This is a genomic window from Aeromonas sp. HMWF016, assembly GCF_963878195.1.
In the GTDB taxonomy this organism is placed as follows: domain Bacteria; phylum Pseudomonadota; class Gammaproteobacteria; order Enterobacterales; family Aeromonadaceae; genus Aeromonas; species Aeromonas lacus.
Map to the genome: position 1 here is coordinate 91,857 of NZ_CAWNWX010000122.1, position 17,314 is coordinate 109,170.

The 17,314-nt window shown below is 59.2% G+C and carries 17 protein-coding genes; 6 read left to right on the top strand and 11 right to left on the bottom strand.

Annotated features, from left to right (window positions below):
- Both AACS24_RS22050 and icd read left to right on the top strand, forming a co-directional pair.
- A partial coding sequence (locus AACS24_RS22050; RefSeq protein WP_258223021.1) for a helix-turn-helix domain-containing protein occupies positions 1 to 128 on the top strand: 128 nt, incomplete at its 5' end.
- A 170-nt stretch (positions 129 to 298) separates the two neighbouring features.
- On the top strand, positions 299 to 1,552 hold the full coding sequence (gene icd / locus AACS24_RS21125; protein ID WP_108571908.1) for an NADP-dependent isocitrate dehydrogenase: 1,254 nt from the start codon (positions 299 to 301) through the stop codon (positions 1,550 to 1,552).
- 75 nt (positions 1,553 to 1,627) lie between these two features.
- Here icd and AACS24_RS21130 read toward each other — a convergent pair whose 3' ends face one another.
- Together AACS24_RS21130 and dsdX are read right to left on the bottom strand one after the other, a co-directional pair.
- A complete protein-coding gene (locus tag AACS24_RS21130; RefSeq protein ID WP_108571909.1) occupies positions 1,628 to 2,959 on the bottom strand; it encodes a D-serine ammonia-lyase in 1,332 nt (443 codons plus the stop codon).
- 16 nt (positions 2,960 to 2,975) lie between these two features.
- Entirely contained in the window at positions 2,976 to 4,313 is a 1,338-nt protein-coding gene (gene dsdX, locus AACS24_RS21135) for a D-serine transporter DsdX (RefSeq protein ID WP_108571910.1), read from the bottom strand.
- Between the two features lie 222 nt (positions 4,314 to 4,535).
- Between dsdX and dsdC the strand changes: the two genes are divergently transcribed.
- Positions 4,536 to 5,486 (top strand): DNA-binding transcriptional regulator DsdC, encoded by a 951-nt coding sequence (gene dsdC, locus AACS24_RS21140; RefSeq protein WP_108571911.1) that lies wholly within the window; start codon positions 4,536 to 4,538, stop codon positions 5,484 to 5,486.
- A 96-nt stretch (positions 5,487 to 5,582) separates the two neighbouring features.
- Here dsdC and AACS24_RS21145 read toward each other — a convergent pair whose 3' ends face one another.
- The 3 genes from AACS24_RS21145 to AACS24_RS21155 all read right to left on the bottom strand — a co-directional run bounded on the left by AACS24_RS21145 (position 5,583) and on the right by AACS24_RS21155 (position 7,623).
- Entirely contained in the window at positions 5,583 to 5,759 is a 177-nt protein-coding gene (locus AACS24_RS21145; RefSeq protein ID WP_108571912.1) for a hypothetical protein, read from the bottom strand.
- Positions 5,760 to 6,084: 325 nt separating this feature from the next.
- A complete protein-coding gene (locus tag AACS24_RS21150) occupies positions 6,085 to 6,534 on the bottom strand; it encodes a C40 family peptidase (protein WP_041208586.1) in 450 nt (149 codons plus the stop codon).
- Between the two features lie 174 nt (positions 6,535 to 6,708).
- Entirely contained in the window at positions 6,709 to 7,623 is a 915-nt protein-coding gene (locus tag AACS24_RS21155; RefSeq protein ID WP_108571913.1) for a hydrogen peroxide-inducible genes activator, read from the bottom strand.
- A gap of 145 nt (positions 7,624 to 7,768) precedes the next feature.
- Between AACS24_RS21155 and AACS24_RS21160 the strand changes: the two genes are divergently transcribed.
- Positions 7,769 to 8,371 carry a peroxiredoxin C gene (locus AACS24_RS21160; RefSeq protein ID WP_033114317.1) on the top strand — a complete coding sequence of 201 codons (603 nt, stop codon included), beginning with the start codon at positions 7,769 to 7,771 and terminating at the stop codon, positions 8,369 to 8,371.
- Between the two features lie 463 nt (positions 8,372 to 8,834).
- Here AACS24_RS21160 and AACS24_RS21165 read toward each other — a convergent pair whose 3' ends face one another.
- The 6 genes from AACS24_RS21165 to AACS24_RS21190 form a co-directional block, all read right to left on the bottom strand.
- Positions 8,835 to 9,800, bottom strand: coding sequence for an alpha-L-glutamate ligase-like protein (locus AACS24_RS21165; protein ID WP_033114318.1), 966 nt, complete (start codon positions 9,798 to 9,800; stop codon positions 8,835 to 8,837).
- 3 nt (positions 9,801 to 9,803) lie between these two features.
- Complete coding sequence (locus AACS24_RS21170) at positions 9,804 to 11,342, bottom strand: inactive transglutaminase family protein (RefSeq protein WP_033114319.1); 1,539 nt, start codon at positions 11,340 to 11,342, stop codon at positions 9,804 to 9,806.
- A 3-nt stretch (positions 11,343 to 11,345) separates the two neighbouring features.
- Positions 11,346 to 12,134 (bottom strand): ATP-dependent zinc protease family protein, encoded by a 789-nt coding sequence (locus AACS24_RS21175; RefSeq protein ID WP_033114320.1) that lies wholly within the window; start codon positions 12,132 to 12,134, stop codon positions 11,346 to 11,348.
- 52 nt (positions 12,135 to 12,186) lie between these two features.
- The gene (cmoB, locus tag AACS24_RS21180; RefSeq protein WP_181364258.1) at positions 12,187 to 13,164 is read right to left on the bottom strand and encodes a tRNA 5-methoxyuridine(34)/uridine 5-oxyacetic acid(34) synthase CmoB; all 978 of its coding nucleotides are present in this window, start codon (positions 13,162 to 13,164) and stop codon (positions 12,187 to 12,189) included.
- The gene (gene cmoA / locus AACS24_RS21185) at positions 13,161 to 13,907 is read right to left on the bottom strand and encodes a carboxy-S-adenosyl-L-methionine synthase CmoA (RefSeq protein ID WP_033114322.1); all 747 of its coding nucleotides are present in this window, start codon (positions 13,905 to 13,907) and stop codon (positions 13,161 to 13,163) included. Before cmoA ends, cmoB begins: the two co-directional genes overlap by 4 nt.
- A gap of 344 nt (positions 13,908 to 14,251) precedes the next feature.
- A complete protein-coding gene (locus AACS24_RS21190) occupies positions 14,252 to 15,100 on the bottom strand; it encodes a DUF72 domain-containing protein (protein WP_108571915.1) in 849 nt (282 codons plus the stop codon).
- 162 nt (positions 15,101 to 15,262) lie between these two features.
- Between AACS24_RS21190 and AACS24_RS21195 the strand changes: the two genes are divergently transcribed.
- Both AACS24_RS21195 and aspS read left to right on the top strand, forming a co-directional pair.
- Positions 15,263 to 15,514 (top strand): FmdB family zinc ribbon protein, encoded by a 252-nt coding sequence (locus tag AACS24_RS21195; protein ID WP_005337686.1) that lies wholly within the window; start codon positions 15,263 to 15,265, stop codon positions 15,512 to 15,514.
- Positions 15,515 to 15,546: 32 nt separating this feature from the next.
- Positions 15,547 to 17,313 (top strand): aspartate--tRNA ligase, encoded by a 1,767-nt coding sequence (gene aspS, locus AACS24_RS21200; protein WP_005361614.1) that lies wholly within the window; start codon positions 15,547 to 15,549, stop codon positions 17,311 to 17,313.
- Position 17,314: the final 1 nt, after the last annotated feature.

The following is a 17,314-nucleotide window of genomic DNA, read 5'->3' on the forward strand; positions in this document are numbered from 1 at the left end:
TGGCGAGCCGTTGCGGTTACAGCGACGTGAACTACTTCTGCCGGGTGTTCAAGCAGAAGACGGGATTGACCCCGACCCAGTACCGCTCCCTGAGCCAGCCCCAGAGCCTGAGTCATGAGTTGGCGTGATAATTTGGGAGGCGAAACAGGGTCGTTGCCGGGATGCAATCGCCACTGCCAACGGGGCTCTACCTCTTTGGTCTGACATGCGAGCTCGCCATTTTATTATGAAAATGAATGGGCTAAGATGGCCGCGCGCAACAAACAAGTTGATAACAAACGGAAGTTAGGAGATGCCGATGGAAAGCAAAGTAGTTATCCCGACCCAGGGCCAGAAAATCACAGTCGATGCCAGCGGCAAGCTGCAGGTTCCCAACCATCCGATCATTCCGTTTATCGAAGGGGATGGCATCGGCGTGGACGTAACCCCGGCCATGTTGAATGTGGTGAATGCTGCGGTCGAGAAAGCTTACAAGGGCGAACGCAAGATCGCCTGGATGGAGATCTACACCGGCGAGAAGTCGACTCATGTCTATGGCGAAGGTGCCTGGCTGCCGGCCGAAACCCTGGATTTCATTCGCGAATACTGCGTGGCCATCAAGGGCCCGCTGACTACTCCGGTCGGTGGCGGTATCCGCTCTCTCAACGTGGCCCTGCGTCAGGAGCTGGATCTCTATATCTGCCTGCGCCCGGTGCGTTACTACGATGGCACCCCGAGCCCGGTGAAACGTCCTGATCTGACCGACATGGTGATCTTCCGCGAAAACGCCGAAGACATCTACGCCGGTATCGAGTGGAAGGCCGACAGCGCCGAAGCGAACAAGGTGATCGCCTTCCTGCAAAACGAGATGGGCGTGAAGAAAATTCGCTTCCCCGAGTCCTGCGGGATCGGCATCAAGCCGATGTCCAAGGCCGGTACCGAGCGTCTGGTGCGTGCCGCCATCGAGTATGCCATCGACAACGATCGCGACTCCGTGACTCTGGTGCACAAGGGCAACATCATGAAGTTCACCGAAGGTGCCTTCAAGGATTGGGGTTATGCTCTGGCCCAAAGCGAGTACGGTGCCCAGCTGATCGACGGCGGCCCATGGTGCTCCTTCAAGAACCCGAAAACCGGCAAGACCATCGTCATCAAGGATGTCATCGCTGATGCCTTCCTGCAGCAGATCCTGCTGCGTCCGGCCGAGTACGATGTCATCGCCTGTATGAACCTCAACGGTGACTACATCTCCGATGCGCTGGCCGCGCAGGTTGGCGGTATCGGTATCGCACCGGGTGCCAACATTGGTGACGGTGTGGCTCTGTTCGAAGCGACCCACGGTACTGCGCCGAAATATGCCGGTCAGGACAAGGTCAACCCGGGCTCCCTGATCCTCTCCGCCGAGATGATGCTGCGTCACATGGGCTGGGTCGAAGCGGCTGATCTCATCATCAAGGGGATGGAAGCGGCGATCCGCAACAAGACCGTCACCTATGACTTCGAGCGTCTGATGGAAGGGGCGACTCTGCGCTCCTGTTCCCAGTTTGCTCAGGACATGATCGACCAGATGTAATGTCTTCTGCTTGCCAGAAAAGACAAAACCGGCGCCATGAGCGCCGGTTTTTTTATCTCGAATGAGTGGAGAGGATCAGATGTTGGCCGCAGCCAGATACTTGGCCATCTCCTCGGCCGGTACCATGCCGCCGCCGGTGGCCCACACCAGATGGGTGGCGCGGGCCATGGTTGCCGCGTCCAGTCCCTGTGCAGTTTGCCATGCCGGATCGGCCGCTACGCGCCAAGGGCCAGCCATACCGGCCAGCGCCGAGGGTTCCAGTTTGATCTGCTCATCGCGCGCCAGCAGTCCCAGCAGGTCATACATCTCCTGATCGCTCAGGGTGTAGAAGCCCGCCAGCAGCCGCTCCATGGCGCGGCCGACGAAACCCGAGGCGCGCCCCACCGCGAGGCCGTCGGCCGCGGTGAGGTTGTCGATGCCCAGATCCTGCACCGCAATGGCGTCGTGCAGCCCGGTGTGGACCCCCAGCAGCATGCAGGGGGAGTGGGTCGGTTCGGCAAACAGGCAGTGAACATGGTCACCGAACGCGAGCTTGAGACCAAAGGCCACCCCACCCGGGCCGCCGCCGACGCCGCAGGGCAGGTAGACGAACAGCGGGTGGTCGGCATCCACCTTGATGCCCATCTGGTCGAACTGCTTTTTCACCCGCTCGCCCGCCACCGAGTAGCCGAGGAACAGGGTGCGGGAGTTCTCGTCATCGATAAAGAAACAGTTGGGGTCGCGTTCAGCCTCTTTGCGCCCCTGTTCCACAGCAACCCCGTAATCTTCTGCGTATTCGACTACGATGGCGCCATGTTCGCGCAATTTGCGTTTCTTCCACTCCCGCGCATCGGCCGACATGTGGACGGTGACGGTAAAGCCCAGCTTGGCGCTCATGATGCCGATGGACATACCAAGGTTGCCGGTGGAGCCTACCGCGATGCTGTACTGGCTGAAGAACTGGCGGAACTCGTCGCTAAAGAGCTTGCGGTAGTCATCCTCTTCGCAGAGCAGACCGGCTTTGATGGCCAGCTGCTCGGCATGGGCCAGCACCTCGTAGATGCCGCCACGGGCCTTGATGGAGCCGGAGATTGGCAGGTGGCTATCTTTTTTCAGCAGCAGCTTGCCGGTGACTTCGACACCGTAACGCTCATTGAGGGTGCGCTGCATCGCCGGAATAGCTGCTATGTCGGACTCAAGAATGCCGTTGCTGGCGCGGGTTTCGGGGAAGGCTTCGCACATGTAGGGAGCAAAGCGGGTCAGGCGGGCGGAAGCATCCGCCACATTGCTGTTATCGAGCCCCACATAGGGCAGACCGGCAGCCAGAGTGGTGGTGCTGGGGTTGAACCAGGTGACTGGCTCAAGCGCGATCAGGGATTGCACCAGTGGAAATTGCGCTGTGAGCTGTTGTACATCGATGTTTTTCATAGTGTTCTCGGTCTTGTTACACGATAAAGGAGAGCAGGAAGGTACCGGCCAGCGCCATCAGGGAGGCGACAAAGGTGGCGGTGGTGTAGTACTTGAGCGTTTCGTTCAGGGTGGCGCCGCAATACTGTTTGACCAGCCAGAACAGAGAGTCAGTCACCATGGTGCAGCCGATGGCACCGGAGCCGATGGCCAGGGTCATGATCTCCGGGCTGATGTTCGGGTAGTGCACCATGATGGGGGAGACAATGGCGGTGGCGCCCATCATGGCGACGGTAGCCGAGCCCACGGCGGCGTGCAGTACGATGGCAACCAGCCAAGCCAACAGGATGGGATGCATATCCAGCTGGGAGAGGATGGTGGCCAGGCTATCGCCCAGCCCGCTCGCCTTGAGTACGCCGTTGAAGGCGCCACCCGCACCGATGATGAGCAGGATATTGGCGATGGAGGAGAAGCACTCCTCGGTCTTGCTAAGCAACTCTTCCATCTTCATCTGCTGGCGGATCCCCAGTATGTAGTAGGCGGTGAAGGCGGCGATAAACATGGCAGTGATAGGGTTGCCGATAAACTCCAGCACAACATAGAGGTGGCTTGCGTGATCCATATTGAGCTCGGCGACCGTCTTGGCCAGCATCAGCAGGATGGGCAGCAGCACGGTAAAGAGCGAGGCGCTCAAGGTCGGGAGAGTGGCCTCATCGCGCGCCTTGATGTCGGCAAAGGCATCGGGTACCCCCTTGAACGGGAGCCGGTTACCCAGCAGTTTGAGGAACAAGGGGCCGCCGATAAGGGAGGCAAAGAGGCCGACCGCCAGACCATAGACGATGACGGAACCCACATCGGCGCCCAGCTGATTGGTGACATAGAGGGCTGCAGGGTGGGGCGGTACGATGCAGTGCACGGCCATCAGGGCGGTGCAGAGCGGAATGGCCAGCTTGAGCAGCGAGGTGTTGGTCTTGCGGGCGATGGAGAAGGCCAGCGGAATCAACAGCACCACGCCGACTTCGACAAACAGGGTGATGCCACATACCAGACCAACCAGTACCATGATGACATCCGGCGAGAGCCAGCGGCATCTCTGCAGGGCGAGGCCGATGCGCTCCGCCGCGCCCGACACCTCCATCATCTTGCCGAGTATGGTGCCAAGGCCGATGACTGCGGCGAGAAAGCCGAGCGTGCCACCAATCCCCTCTTCCATGGCGCTGACCATCTTGAGGGGCTCCATCCCCATCAGGGTGCCCACATAGAAGCTGGCCAGCAGCAGGGCAAGAAAGGGGTGGATCTTGCCCTTCACTATGGTGACCACGATAAGAACGATGCTACTTAGCAAGGTAGCGATGACCCATACCTCTGAACTCATACTGCGCCTCGACATCTATTGTGTGTGATTGTTTATGCGCTATTGAATGAAAATGAGGCGGGGCTGACAAATGATGAAATCGACCACTTGGGTGAGCTGAGGTGATGCAAAATAGCCTTATTGGTCACATTTTCTGCAAATGATGTTTATTGGGTCTTTTCATTGCATCTGGAAAGGGGGGCTGCGCGGTATGATGTACGTGAACCGGTGAGAGGAGTTTGCATGTATATCGCGGATCACTACATATCGCGCAACAAGCTGCTGAATGGCTACCAGCTGGCCAAGCTGCACACCTTCGAGGCGGCAGCGCGCCACGGCTCTTTTGCCATGGCAGCCGATGAACTGTCGCTAAGCCCGAGTGCCGTCAGCCACCGGATCAGCGCGCTGGAAGAGGAGCTGGGCTTTCAGCTCTTTGAGCGTTTCCATCGCAAGGTGGTGTTGACCGCGGAAGGGCAGCGGGTGTTCTGGGCGCTCAAGTCATCGCTGGAGTTCATCAATCAGGAGATCCTGGAGATCAGGAATCAGGAGCTCTCGGGCACCCTCACCATCTACTCGCGCCCCTCCATCGCCCAGTGCTGGCTGGTACCCAGACTGGCCGACTTCTCAAGGCTGCATCCCCAGATAGAGCTGAACATTGTGACCGGCAACGAGAACATCAATCTGCACGGTTATGGCATCGATCTGACCCTCTACTTCGACGAGAAGGTGCCGGAGCGGCTCGCCATCCACCATCTGATGGATGAGTACATAGTGCCGGTTTGCAGCCCCGAATATGCCATGCAACACAATCTGCTGGAGCATCCCGGCAACTTGCAGCACTGTCGGCTGCTACACGATCGGCAGGCCTGGGGGTATGACTCCGATGGCGATGAGTGGGAGAGCTGGGCACGCCACCACGGAGTGAGCCTCGCTGAATGCCGGCTCAATATGGGTTTTGATCGCTCCGATCTCGCCATCATCGCCGCCATGAACCACGGTGGCGTCGCCATGGGACGCAAGAATCTGGTGAGCAAGCGGTTGGCGCGCAACGAGCTGGTGACCCCGTTTTCGGGTCGTGAGGTGAAGTGCGAGCAGCGTTACTACATTGCGACCCTGCCCAATCGCCAGTGTCCCAAGATCCAGGCGTTTATCGAGTGGGCGCAGCAAATGGCGCAAGAGACCGCATCGGCCTGATGGGGCCGGTTGCTGGAAAAACAAAATAGGGGTTATTGGGGGAGGGGATAAACAAGCGCCTTGCAGCGTGGTGCTGCAAGGCGAATAGTCGAAGGATCAGGTGGTTCTTTCCAGATGGTGTTGGTAAATCTGCTGCCACTTGTCCAGCTCGTTTTCATCCCCCTGCTGCTGCCAGAACTCGCAGATGGAGCTGGCAAGCTCGGATGCCATGGCGTGGTCGCCATCGCGGCGGCTCATCAGATATTGTCCAAGCCAGCTTTGGTACTGTTTCATTGCACGATCTCCTTATCAATTTGACGATTGATACTGCGGCTGCGACGGCTCCACACCCTGAACGGGCACGGTCGCAGGCACCTTGCGCCTTGTCTGCGGATCTCCCTGTTTTTCGCCGTTATAAGTGTCAATTCAGACAGATAGCGGTCGAGAAAAGAGCGAAGGTGTCAAAAATTGGCCACCAGCTTATCACAAAAAGATGTGAAGATCAGATTTTGGGGTCAATTGGGTTATAAATCGGGCGAAAATTGAGCCTGATAGCGACAGAGGGGGCCAGAAAGCTTGCGCCCCTCTCTTGTCTGTTGCGGGCTGTATGGCTGGAAAATTACTGAGTGAGGCGGCGTGCCTGCCAGTAGCGGCTGTTCCAGTAGACATTGTCGAGCCGCGAGCGGATCACCCCCTTGCTGGTGGAGGCGTGGATAAACTCCCCGGCACCGGTGTAGACACCCACGTGATACTGCTGCCAGCCGGTCTTGAAGAAGACCAGATCGCCATGCTGCAGCCGGTAGCGATCGACGGGTTGGCCGATATTGGCCTGGGATTCGGTGGTTCTTGGCAGGTTGACCCCCAGCACCTGGTTGTAGGCGAGCTGGGTGAAGGCAGAGCAGTCGAGCCCGGCGCGGCTGGTGCCGCCCATCCGGTAGGGCACCCCTCGCCACTGCTGATAGAAGCCGTCGAAGGCGCTGCTCTGGCGCGGGGCCGGCGGTGGCTCAGGCGTGCTGGAACAGGCGGCCAGCAGCAGGGTCAGCAGGATGAGCAGCAACGGACGGTACATCGGGGCACATTCTCCAGAACAAACGTGGCAAAACAGGTGCGACAGGACACGTTCGGCACGACAACTTTTCCATCATAAACAAGGTATTGGTCAGATACCTAGCTAGATGTGACAAAAATAGTCGCTTTGTTGCAAAAAAACGCCAGCACGGTGGCTGGCGTCTGGCGTCTGGCGTCACAGGTCAGGAGGCGGGCTGATCAGCGGCTTGAGCAGCTCGGCCAGCTTGTAGAAGGTCTGCACCCGGGTGGTGCTGGGGCGCCACACCAGCCCGATCTCGCGGTAGGGGTGTTCGCCGGGCAGCGGGATGGCCACCAGATCGGAGTTATCGAGAATACCGGCGTCGATGGCCATTTGTGGCAGGAAGGTGGTGCCAAGACCGGCTTCCACCATCTGCACCAGGGTGTGCAGGCTGGTGGCGGCGAACGGGTTGATCTTGCTCTTGTCCCGCAGCCGGCAGGCGCTCACCGCATGCTCGGTGAGGCAGTGCTCCCGCTCCAGCAGGAAGATGCTCTGGTTGGGCAGCTCCTTGTAGTCGAACGGGGTGTGCAGGCCGGCCGCCATGCTGGCAGGCATCACCATGTGGAACGGATCCTGACCGACCGTCTTGCAGTGAAAACCGCCAATCTCGATGGGCAGGGCGAGGATCAGCAGGTCGAGCTGACCCTGCTCAAGTTGCTTGAGCAGATTGCTGGTGGTGTCTTCCCGCAGCAACAATTCGAGGTCAGGATAGGCCTTGCTGCACTCTTTGAGCAGCTTGCTCAGGAGGAAGGGGGCAATGGTGGGGATGCAGCCCAGACGCACCGTTCCCTGCATCACCCCACCCTGATTGAGGCCAAGTTCCATCAGATCCCGCGCATCGGAGAGCAAATTGCGAGCTCGCTCGACGATTTCCATGCCGACCGGGGTCATAATGAAGCTCTTGTGGTCACGCTCCACCAGTTGCAGGTTCATCATGTCCTCCAGCGTCTGGATCCCGGTACTCAGGGTCGATTGACTGACATGACAGGCCTTGGCGGCGCGATTGAAGTTTTTGTGCTCGTCGAGAGCAACCAGATATTGCAGCTGTTTGAGGCTGGGCCAACGTTGCATAGAAAAACCCGATTAATGCTATCTATTTAATTTGATTTACTAATCTACCACCGGGTATATAGTTTGTCGCTTGAATTAGACGGACTTGGCTCTAGGTAGCCCAATCCTGACTGGATTGTTCACTTCACATAAAGAGGAATTGAATATGGTATTGGTAGGCCGTCCCGCACCCGATTTTACCGCTGCAGCTGTTCTGGGTAATGGTGAGATTGTTGATACTTTCACCCTGTCATCCCACATCAAAGGCAAAGCTGCCGTTGTCTTCTTCTATCCGCTCGATTTCACCTTCGTTTGCCCGTCCGAGCTGATTGCCTTCGACCACCGCTATGAAGAGTTCCAGAAGCGTGGCGTGGAAGTGATCGGTGTTTCCATCGATTCCCAGTTCTCCCACAACGCATGGCGCAACACCAAAGTGGAAGATGGTGGTATCGGTCAGGTCAAGTACCCGCTGATCGCCGACGTCAAGCACGAAATCTGCAAAGCCTACGACGTTGAGCATCCGGAAGCCGGTGTTGCTTTCCGTGGCTCCTTTCTGATCGACAAGAACGGTGTTGTTCGTCACCAGGTTGTCAACGATCTGCCGCTGGGCCGCAACATCGACGAAATGCTGCGCATGGTCGACGCCCTGCAGTTCCACGAAGAGCACGGCGAAGTGTGCCCGGCTCAGTGGGAAAAAGGCAAAAAAGGTATGCAAGCCTCTCCGGACGGCGTTGCCAAGTACCTGTCCGAGAACGCTGACTCCCTGTAATCGGGTCCGCTCTCAGCTTGAAAAACCGGTGCCAAGGCACCGGTTTTTTTATATCTGCAATTCATTGCTCCGATGTTCATAGCGCAAGGTCAAGCGGGTCTTGCTCATTGCCCATGGCAGGAGCCCGGGATGATTGGGTCGGGCAAGAGATCGGGCGCAGTTTGCCAGCATGCTATGGCGCGTCGGGCCACTATCTGGCGCTGAGATTGTCTCACTGGTGCAACCCCGTTCAAGATTGCCCATCTTTATTTGCAACAATATGAGCCCAAGAGGGTACAGAAGAGTCGCCGGGATAGGCGATAGTGAAGCGCCGTGTTGGCCCATATCAGCAAAAGGATGGGTAGAGGTAATGTGCAAGCGGCATGGCTGCGAGAGTTGGGCGGTGAGCAGTGGCTTGCCCGCAGAGAAATGCGAAGGATAAAAAAAGCGCGCCATGGGCGCGCTTTTTTGCGGGCATCAGCGGCTATTCGTCAAAGACGCCGAAGTGCTCCTTGGCGAAGTTGACCCGCTGCTCCACGTTCATCTTCACCTGACCCAGCTTCTCGATGGTCTTGAGGTTGGGCACCAGACCACGGCCGTTGGCGATTTGAATGGCCAGACCCGGGCGTGCGTTGAGCTCCAGCAGCATGGGGCCGCGGAACTTGTCGAGTACCATGTCGGTACCGATATAGCCCAGACCCGACATCTCGTAGCAGGAGGCGGCCAGCGTCAGCAGGGTATCCCAGTGGGGCACCTTGAGCTCATAAAGGTCGAGGCCGGTATCCGGATGGTGGCGCAGCGGATTGCCAAACTGCACCGCCCGCAGGGCGCGGCCGGTACGCAGGCAGAGGCCCACGCCCACAGCACCCTGGTGCAGGTTTGCCTTGCCATCGGAGGCGGAGGTGGAGAGGCGCATCATCGCCATCACCGGGAAGCCCTTGAAGATGATCACCCGGGCATCGGGCACCCCTTCAAACGAGTAGCCATCGAACACGTCATCGAAGTTGATGAGGCCTTCGACCAGCGCCACGTCGGGCTTGCCGCCCAGCGAATAGAGCCCCGCCAGAATGTTGGAGACATGGCGCTCCAGATCCTGACCGTTGCTGGCACTGCCGTTGGGTTTGTAGAAGAGGCCATCTTCCTGACGCAGGATCACCAGGATCCCCTTGCCGCCGGAGCCGCGCGCCGGCTTGATGCAGAAGCCCGGCCAATCCTTGACCAGCTCGGTGATGCGACCCACATCGTGCTGGGCGCGGATGGTGCCGATCAGTTCCGGCACCGTTACGCCCGCATCCAGCGCGATACGCTTGGTCTGCAGCTTGTCATCCACCAGCGGATAGAGGCTGCGCGGATTGTAGCGACTGATGTAGGAGTGGTTGCGCTTGTTCATGCCGAGGATGCCTGCCTGCGACAGGCTCCACGGGGTGGTGTACTTTTCCCAGAACCACATCTGTTACTTGTCCTTACCCGGGGTGGCACCAGATTTCATCTCGTCCACCAGCGGCTTGAAGCGCTTGAGTTCGCTCAGCTTGTAGCCGGTGTAGTTACCCATCAACAGCACGGTCGCCATCAGCACCAGCTGCAGGCCGAGGAAGTTGAAGGTGAGGTGACGAATGAGCTCGTTATCCATGGCCAGATAGGCGATGACAGCCACCAGCAGGGAGCCGCCACCCTGGCGGAATACCTCTTTCGGGCCCTCTTCTTCCCACAGGATGGACATCCGTTCGATGGTCCAGGAGAGGATGATCATCGGGAAGAAGGTGATCTTCATGCCGTCGGTCAGCCCCAGCTTGAAGGCGAACGCCGAGAAGACCCCGATCAACGAGATAACCATGATGATGATGGCCGATATCCGCGCGACCAGCAGCAGGTTGAGCCGCGACAGGTAGGAGCGGATCACCAGACCCGTACCGACGATAAGCAGGAAGCCTACCAGACCGGTGATCAGCTGGGTCTGGATAAAGGCCACCGCGATCAGCACCGGCATAAAGGTACCTGAGGTCTTGATCCCGACGATAACCCGCAGGAACACCACCATCAGCACGCCGATGGGGATCAACAGCAAGCCCTTGAACAGGGTCTGCTCTTCCAGCGGCAGGCTGTGGATGGAGAAGTTCATCATCTCCGATTTTTCAAACTTCTGGGCCAGCGCCACGCTCACCGGTTGCTCCTGCTCGATCATCGAGAAGCTTACCTTGGAGTTGTGGCCGCCAGTCACGTCCAGCAACGAGCCGGAGTTGTACTCCCACAGCAGCAGGTTGCCAGGGCGGCCCTGTTCGCCGGTCTGCGGGTTGAACAGCTTGTAGTCGGTCGGGCTGTTGAACACCTGCAGGTAATCGACCAGCTCCTGACGACGGCGACCATCTTCCAGGCTCAGGGCGTGGACGACGCGGGCCGGTACGTCAGCATTGTTGAGCAGCTCGGCGATCAGGTTGGCGCGGCTCTTGTGCTTTTTCAGCAGCTCGGCGTTCTGCTCCTGCTTCTCGATCTCCTTGATGATCTCGCGAGTCAGGGTGTAGCCGTCAGCAGAGCGCTCCTGGGCGCGCTCCAGGATCTGCTTCATGGCGGTGGCGTAGGGCTCGCTCTCGATCTGCTTCTCGATGGCGGGCGGCTGCGGGTTGGCAGCAGGCTTGGCGTGGGCATCCGCCATCATGTCGACGCGGTAGTAGAGCTCCTGACGGCCGGAGGCGGTGCGGATCGACCACTCGGCGCGCGCATCGCCATCCTTCTCGACGAAGGAGAGGCCGTAGCCGGGGCTGGCGGCGTTTTCGTTCATCAGGGTAAAGCCGGGCTGGGTACCCGGAATGGCCAGGGAGGCGATCACCGGCTCACCGGTGGCTTCAAACTCCAGCTTGGCTTCGATAGACCAGATCTGGCGCTTTTCACCGGGCGTGAGCGGAACGTCCAACGCAATGTGGTGATAGATCGTCATCCCCAGGCCGACAATGTACAGCAGGGCTACCAGCAAATAGAACGGCTTACGGGAAACCATGGATTATTTCACATCCTTGAGCTTGGGTTTGGGTTGGATATATTCGCGGGCCACATCGACCACGGCGATATCTTTCAGGAATTCACGACCCAGCAGCACGGGGAAGGCCATGTCGCTACGATCTTTCAGGGTAAATTCGGCCTTCTCGGTCATGTCGCCGATGCGCACGGTCAGACGTACCACGGGACGGCGGTCGAGATCGTCGGCAGAGGCCTGACGCACCCGCACGTGGCGTACCAGCGGCGCTTCGATCTGGATCTTGTCGTCGGCGTCCTGATGGCTCAGCAGGAAGCGAACCCAGTTTTTGCCGTTGCGCTCGAAAATGGTGATCTCTTGGGCGCTGATGGAGGAGGTGGTCGCACCGGTATCGACCCGGGCCTGGAAGGCGTCATTGGCGGCATCCACCCAGATCCACTCCGCTTCACCCACCATCAGCTTGCCATCGATAGTGTGACCCTGATTGGGCACCGGACACTTCTCGGCTGGTACAGCCATCGGCTTGGGCGGCTCGGAGGGGAGGGCGGCGATCTTGTGATCTACTTGTTTGACGGACTCTTTCATATTGGTGACATCTGTATTGAGCTGAACCAGCAGGTGCTGTTGCTGCACATACTGCTTCTGTTGCTGCTCCATGGATGTTTGCAGGCGCTGCTCGCTCTGGCTCAGCTCGCTACGCAACTCGGCCAGTGTCAGTGCAGGAACCTGGGGCGCTTTTTCCATATTGACACACCCGCCGAGACTGAGCAGGGAGAGCAGGGTCATTCCTTTTAATTTGCTTTTCATGTCATTCATTTAACTGTGCTTCCTGGAATTGGGTCAGTGTAACTTCCACAGCCGCCATCGGCTAGTCTTTGGCCTTTCTGGCAATCAGTACGGCACGTTTCGGTGCCGGATGTCCTTCTACCGTGAGTGCCGGATTGTCCGGGTCCAGATAATCACTCAGGGATTCATTAATCATCCAGTCGGTACGACGCTGTTCGTCCGTGCTGGTCATATTTTCATCGACAATTCGCACATCGGTGAAGCCACAGCGCTCGACCCATAGCTTGAGGGCGGCGCTGGATGGAATAAACCAGACGTTGCGCATCTTGCCGTAGCGGTCGGTGGGCATCAGCACATCATTGACACCGCCGTCAATCACCAGCGTCTCCAGCACCAGCTCGCCATCATCCTTGAGCTGGTTGCGCAGCTGCTCGATGTGCTCGATGGGGGATTTGCGGTGATAGAGCACCCCCATGGAGAAGACGGTGTCAAACGCCCGCAGCTCAGGCAGCTCCTGAATTCCGAGCGGCAGCAGGTGGGCACGCTGGTCGTTGCCGGCGAAGTGGCGAATCGCCTCGAACTGGCAGAGGAACAGCGGGCTCGGATCGATGCCGACCGCGAGCCTGGCCCCTTCACCCACCATGCGCCAGAGGTGATAGCCGCTGCCGCAGCCCACATCCAGCACATAGCGGCCTTCGAGCGGGCTGATATGGGGCAAGACCCGATCCCACTTCCAGTCGGAGCGCCACTCGGTGTCGATATGGATGCCGTGCACGGTGAACGGCCCCTTGCGCCAGGGCATGAAGTGGCGCAGCAGGCTCTCGACCTTCTTGCGCTCCCCTTCGCCAAGGCTGTCGGCCGAGCCAATCTCGACCCGGCTTTTCAGCTCGACGTGGTCGGGGGCGACTGCCGGCAGCTTGTTGAGGGCGCGGTTCCAGCGCGGCAGATCGCCGTGCTGGTTGTCATGTTGCCAGGCGTGCAGCTGTGCGGGCAGGGTATGCAGCCAGTGGCTCAGCCGGTTCTTGGCGATCAGTTGATAGAAGTTGGCAAAGTCGATCATGGCTGGGCGTCGCTGGATTTGATGGCAATCATGGAGCCGAAGTTGAAGCACTGGAACCAGAGATCCTGATGGACGAAACCGGCGTCCCGCAGGCGCGCCTGATGCACCGGCAAGCTGTCGGTGCGCATCACGTTCTCGAGGGCGGTGCGCTTCTGGCTGATCTCCAGCTCGCTATAACCGTTGGCGCGCTTGAAGTCGAGGTGCAGGTCGATGAGCAGCTCGTTGACCGGCTCATCCTCGAAGCGGAACTTCTCGCTCAGGATCAGGATTCCGCCCGGGCGCAGACCGTCGTGAATGCGCTGGATCAGGGCAGCCCGCTTCTCGGGCTCGACAAACTGCAGGGTGAAGTTGAGCACCACCACGGAGGCGTTCTCAATCTCGATGTCGCAGATATCCGCTTCCACCAGCTCCACCGGCACCTCGGATTTGAAACCGGAGAGGTGGGCACGGGCGCGCTCAATCATGGGGTGGGAGAGATCCACCGCCGTGATGCGGCAACCGGGCTGGCTGATATGGCGGCGCATCGCCTGAGTGGCGGCACCCAGCGAACAGCCGAGGTCATAGAGTCGACTCTCGGGTTGGGCGTAGCGGGCGGCCATCATGCCGATGGCAGAGATAATGTTGCTGTAACCCGGCACCGAGCGCTGGATCATGTCGGGAAAGACATCGACGACCTGTTCGTCAAAGCAGAAATCACCCAAACGGGCGATGGGGGCGGCAAAAATCTGATCTTTGGTATGCATGCTGGCGCAACCTGACAGCCGGCATCTCGGCCGACTGCTTTGTTCAATTGAATCGTTGGGTGGCACCCATCTGGGGGTGGCTCATCACCTGTTTACGAACGGGGTGGCCGGTCATGAGCTCCTGGTGACCGGTCCTGTTCGTAGGGGTCATCTCCGGACCCTTATCCGGAGCCGAGTCATTTGTTACCACTGATTAACAGTAACGGTGACAGGGCTCCTTGCATGGGGCGCTAGTGTAGAGGATTGACGGCCATTTGTCTTGACGCCGGGCCCCGCCAAACCACAAAAATCGCCCTTTTTTTACCGCGTTTTCGGGGCTCTGCGAGGGTTGCTTGTGCCACTGGTTAAAAGGGCAGCACTCCCTGCCGCGCGCGATCGTTTTCCCCCGGCCAGGGGGCCATCTCTTGCCCCAGCAGACGACTTACCTGACGGGCCAGTTCGGGGGCTTGGGCGTTGTCGGCGGTGTGGATGTAGAGGTAAAGATCCTTCCCTTCGGCCAGCCATTGGCGCCAATGGGGTATCCAGCTCGGTAAAAAGGGGTGGTTGGCCGCCGGATCCGGCAAGCCAATCAGGCGCACCATGGGGGCGTTGGCGGTCGCCAGCAGATGTACCGGCAGACGCGGCTTTTTACCCTGGGCATCGACAAGGGCTGCGGTAGTGGCTGGTACCGAGAAGAGCGGGCGACTGTCGAGCATCACCCGGTTGACCCCTTGTTCCATCAGCAGCCGGTTCAATGCCCGTTCAGCCTCCCCCTTGGCGAAGAAGTCGGGGTGGCGCACCTCGAGGGCGTAGCGAAACGCCCGCGGCAGTCGTTCGATAAAGGCCGCAAGCCGGGGCAGCCCCTCCGGGCCGAAGCGGGCAGGCAGTTGCAGGGTGAGCAGTCCCAGCTTGTCGTGCAGCGGGGCGAGCAGGCGGATAAAGTCGGCTACCTGTTTGTCTGCGCTCACCAGATCGCTCTGGTGACTGATGGTTTGCGGAAACTTGAAGTTGAAGCGAAAGCGATCAGGCACCGCATCGGCCCAGCGTTGCACCGTATCGGGGGTCGGCAGGGCGTAGAAGGTGGTATTGCCCTCCACCGAGTTGAAGACGGTCGCGTAGTGGGCGAGGTGCTCGGCGGGCTTGGCGCCCAGACCCAGTAGCTGGCCGGGCCAGGCGGGGTGGGACCACTGCGGCAGGCCCAAATAGAGGCTCATGGCGACGTCTCTCTCTGCTCTTGGTGAATTCGGGCCCCTTTTTTTGCCACTTTTTGCCATCAAGAGCAAAAAACTGGTGAAAGGAGGCTGCTGGCCATTTTACCCAAAAGGGGGTTTTCCTCTATAATGCCAGCCCTTTTGTTTTTCAATTTCTTGTGACCCATGCCTATCTACGAATATCGTTGCGACGTCTGTGGCCATGAATTGGCAAAACTGCAAAAGCTTTCCGATGCCCCCCTGACCGACTGTCCGGCCTGTAGCAAGCCGAATCTGGTCAAGCTGATATCGGCGGCAGGCTTCCGGCTCAAGGGAACCGGATGGTACGAGACTGATTTCAAACCGGGTAAGAAAAAGAATCTGGCCAGCTGTGAGACAGACGGTGCTTGCCAGTCGTGCCCGGCGGCCCAAGGTTAACCGTCTCTCTACAATTTCGAAGGAAGAAGTCCATGCGCTCTATCTATTGCGGACAGGTCAATGAGGCCCATGCAGGGCAGACCATTACATTGTGCGGTTGGGTTCATCGTCGTCGTGATCTCGGCGGTCTGATCTTTATCGATATGCGCGACCGGGAAGGGATCGTTCAGGTGTTCTTCGATCCGGACAAGCCGGAGGCGTTCGCCCTGGCCTCCGAGCTGCGCGGCGAGTTCTGCATCCAGGTGACCGGCGTGGTGCGCACCCGTCCCGAGTCCCAGCGCAACAGCGACATGGCCACTGGCGCCATCGAAGTGTTCGCTCACGAACTCAACATCATCAACCGTGCCGAGCCGCTGCCGCTGGACTTCAATCAGGTCAACAGCGAAGAGATCAGCCTCAAGTATCGCTACCTGGATCTGCGTCGTCCCGAGATGGCCAAGTACCTGAAGACCCGTGCCAAGGCCAGCGCCTTCGTACGCCGCTTCATGGACGAGCACGGCTTCCTCGATATCGAGACCCCGATGCTGACCAAGGCCACCCCGGAAGGTGCCCGTGACTATCTGGTGCCGAGCCGCGTGCACAAGGGCAAGTTCTACGCCCTGCCGCAATCACCCCAGCTGTTCAAGCAGTTGCTGATGATGTCCGGCTTCGATCGCTACTACCAGATCGTCAAGTGCTTCCGTGACGAAGACCTGCGTGCCGACCGCCAGCCGGAATTCACCCAGATCGACGTGGAGACCTCCTTCATGACCGCGCCGCAGGTGCGTGAAGTGATGGAAGAGATGATCCGCAAACTGTGGCTGCACATCCTGAACGTGGATCTGGGCGACTTCCCGATCATGACCTTCGACGAAGCCATGCGTCGCTACGGCTCCGACAAGCCGGACCTGCGTCTGCCAATGGAGCTGGTCGATGTGGCAGATCTGCTGACTGCTGTCGAGTTCGCCGTGTTCGCTGGCCCCGCCAACGATCCGAAAGGTCGTGTGGCTGCCCTGAAAGTCCCGGGCGGTGCCGAGCTCTCTCGCAAGCAGATCGACGAATACACCAAGTTTGTCGGTATCTACGGTGCCAAGGGCCTGGCCTGGATGAAGGTCAACGAAGCGGCCAACGGTATCGAAGGCGTGCAGTCTCCGGTTGCCAAGTTCCTCTCTGACGCCATCGTGCGCGAGATCCTGGCCCGTACCGGCGCAGCCGACGGCGACATCATCTTCTTTGGCGCTGACAGCAAGAAAGTGGTCTGCGATGCCATGGGCGCCCTGCGTCTGAAAGTGGGTCGCGATCTGGGCCTGCTGGAGAACAGCTGGAAACCGCTGTGGGTTATCGACTTCCCGATGTTCGAGGAAGATGGTGAAGGTGGTCTGGCCGCCATGCACCACCCGTTCACCGCGCCGAGCAACATGAGCCCGGCCGAGCTGAAAGCCAACCCTGTGGGTGCTTACGCCAACGCCTACGACATGGTGATCAACGGCTACGAAGTGGGTGGCGGCTCTGTCCGTATCCACAACAGCGAGATGCAATCCACCGTGTTCGATATCCTGGGTATCACCCCGGCCGAGCAGCGCCTGAAGTTCGGCTTCCTGCTGGATGCCCTGAAGTACGGCACCCCGCCGCACGCCGGTCTGGCCTTCGGTCTGGACCGTCTCAGCATGCTGCTGACCGGCACCGAAAACATTCGGGACGTCATCGCCTTCCCGAAAACGACCGCGGCCGCCTGTCTGATGACAGACGCCCCCAGCCTTGCCAACGCCGCCCAACTGGGTGAGCTGGCGATTGCAACCACCGTCAAGGGCGACGAGTAAG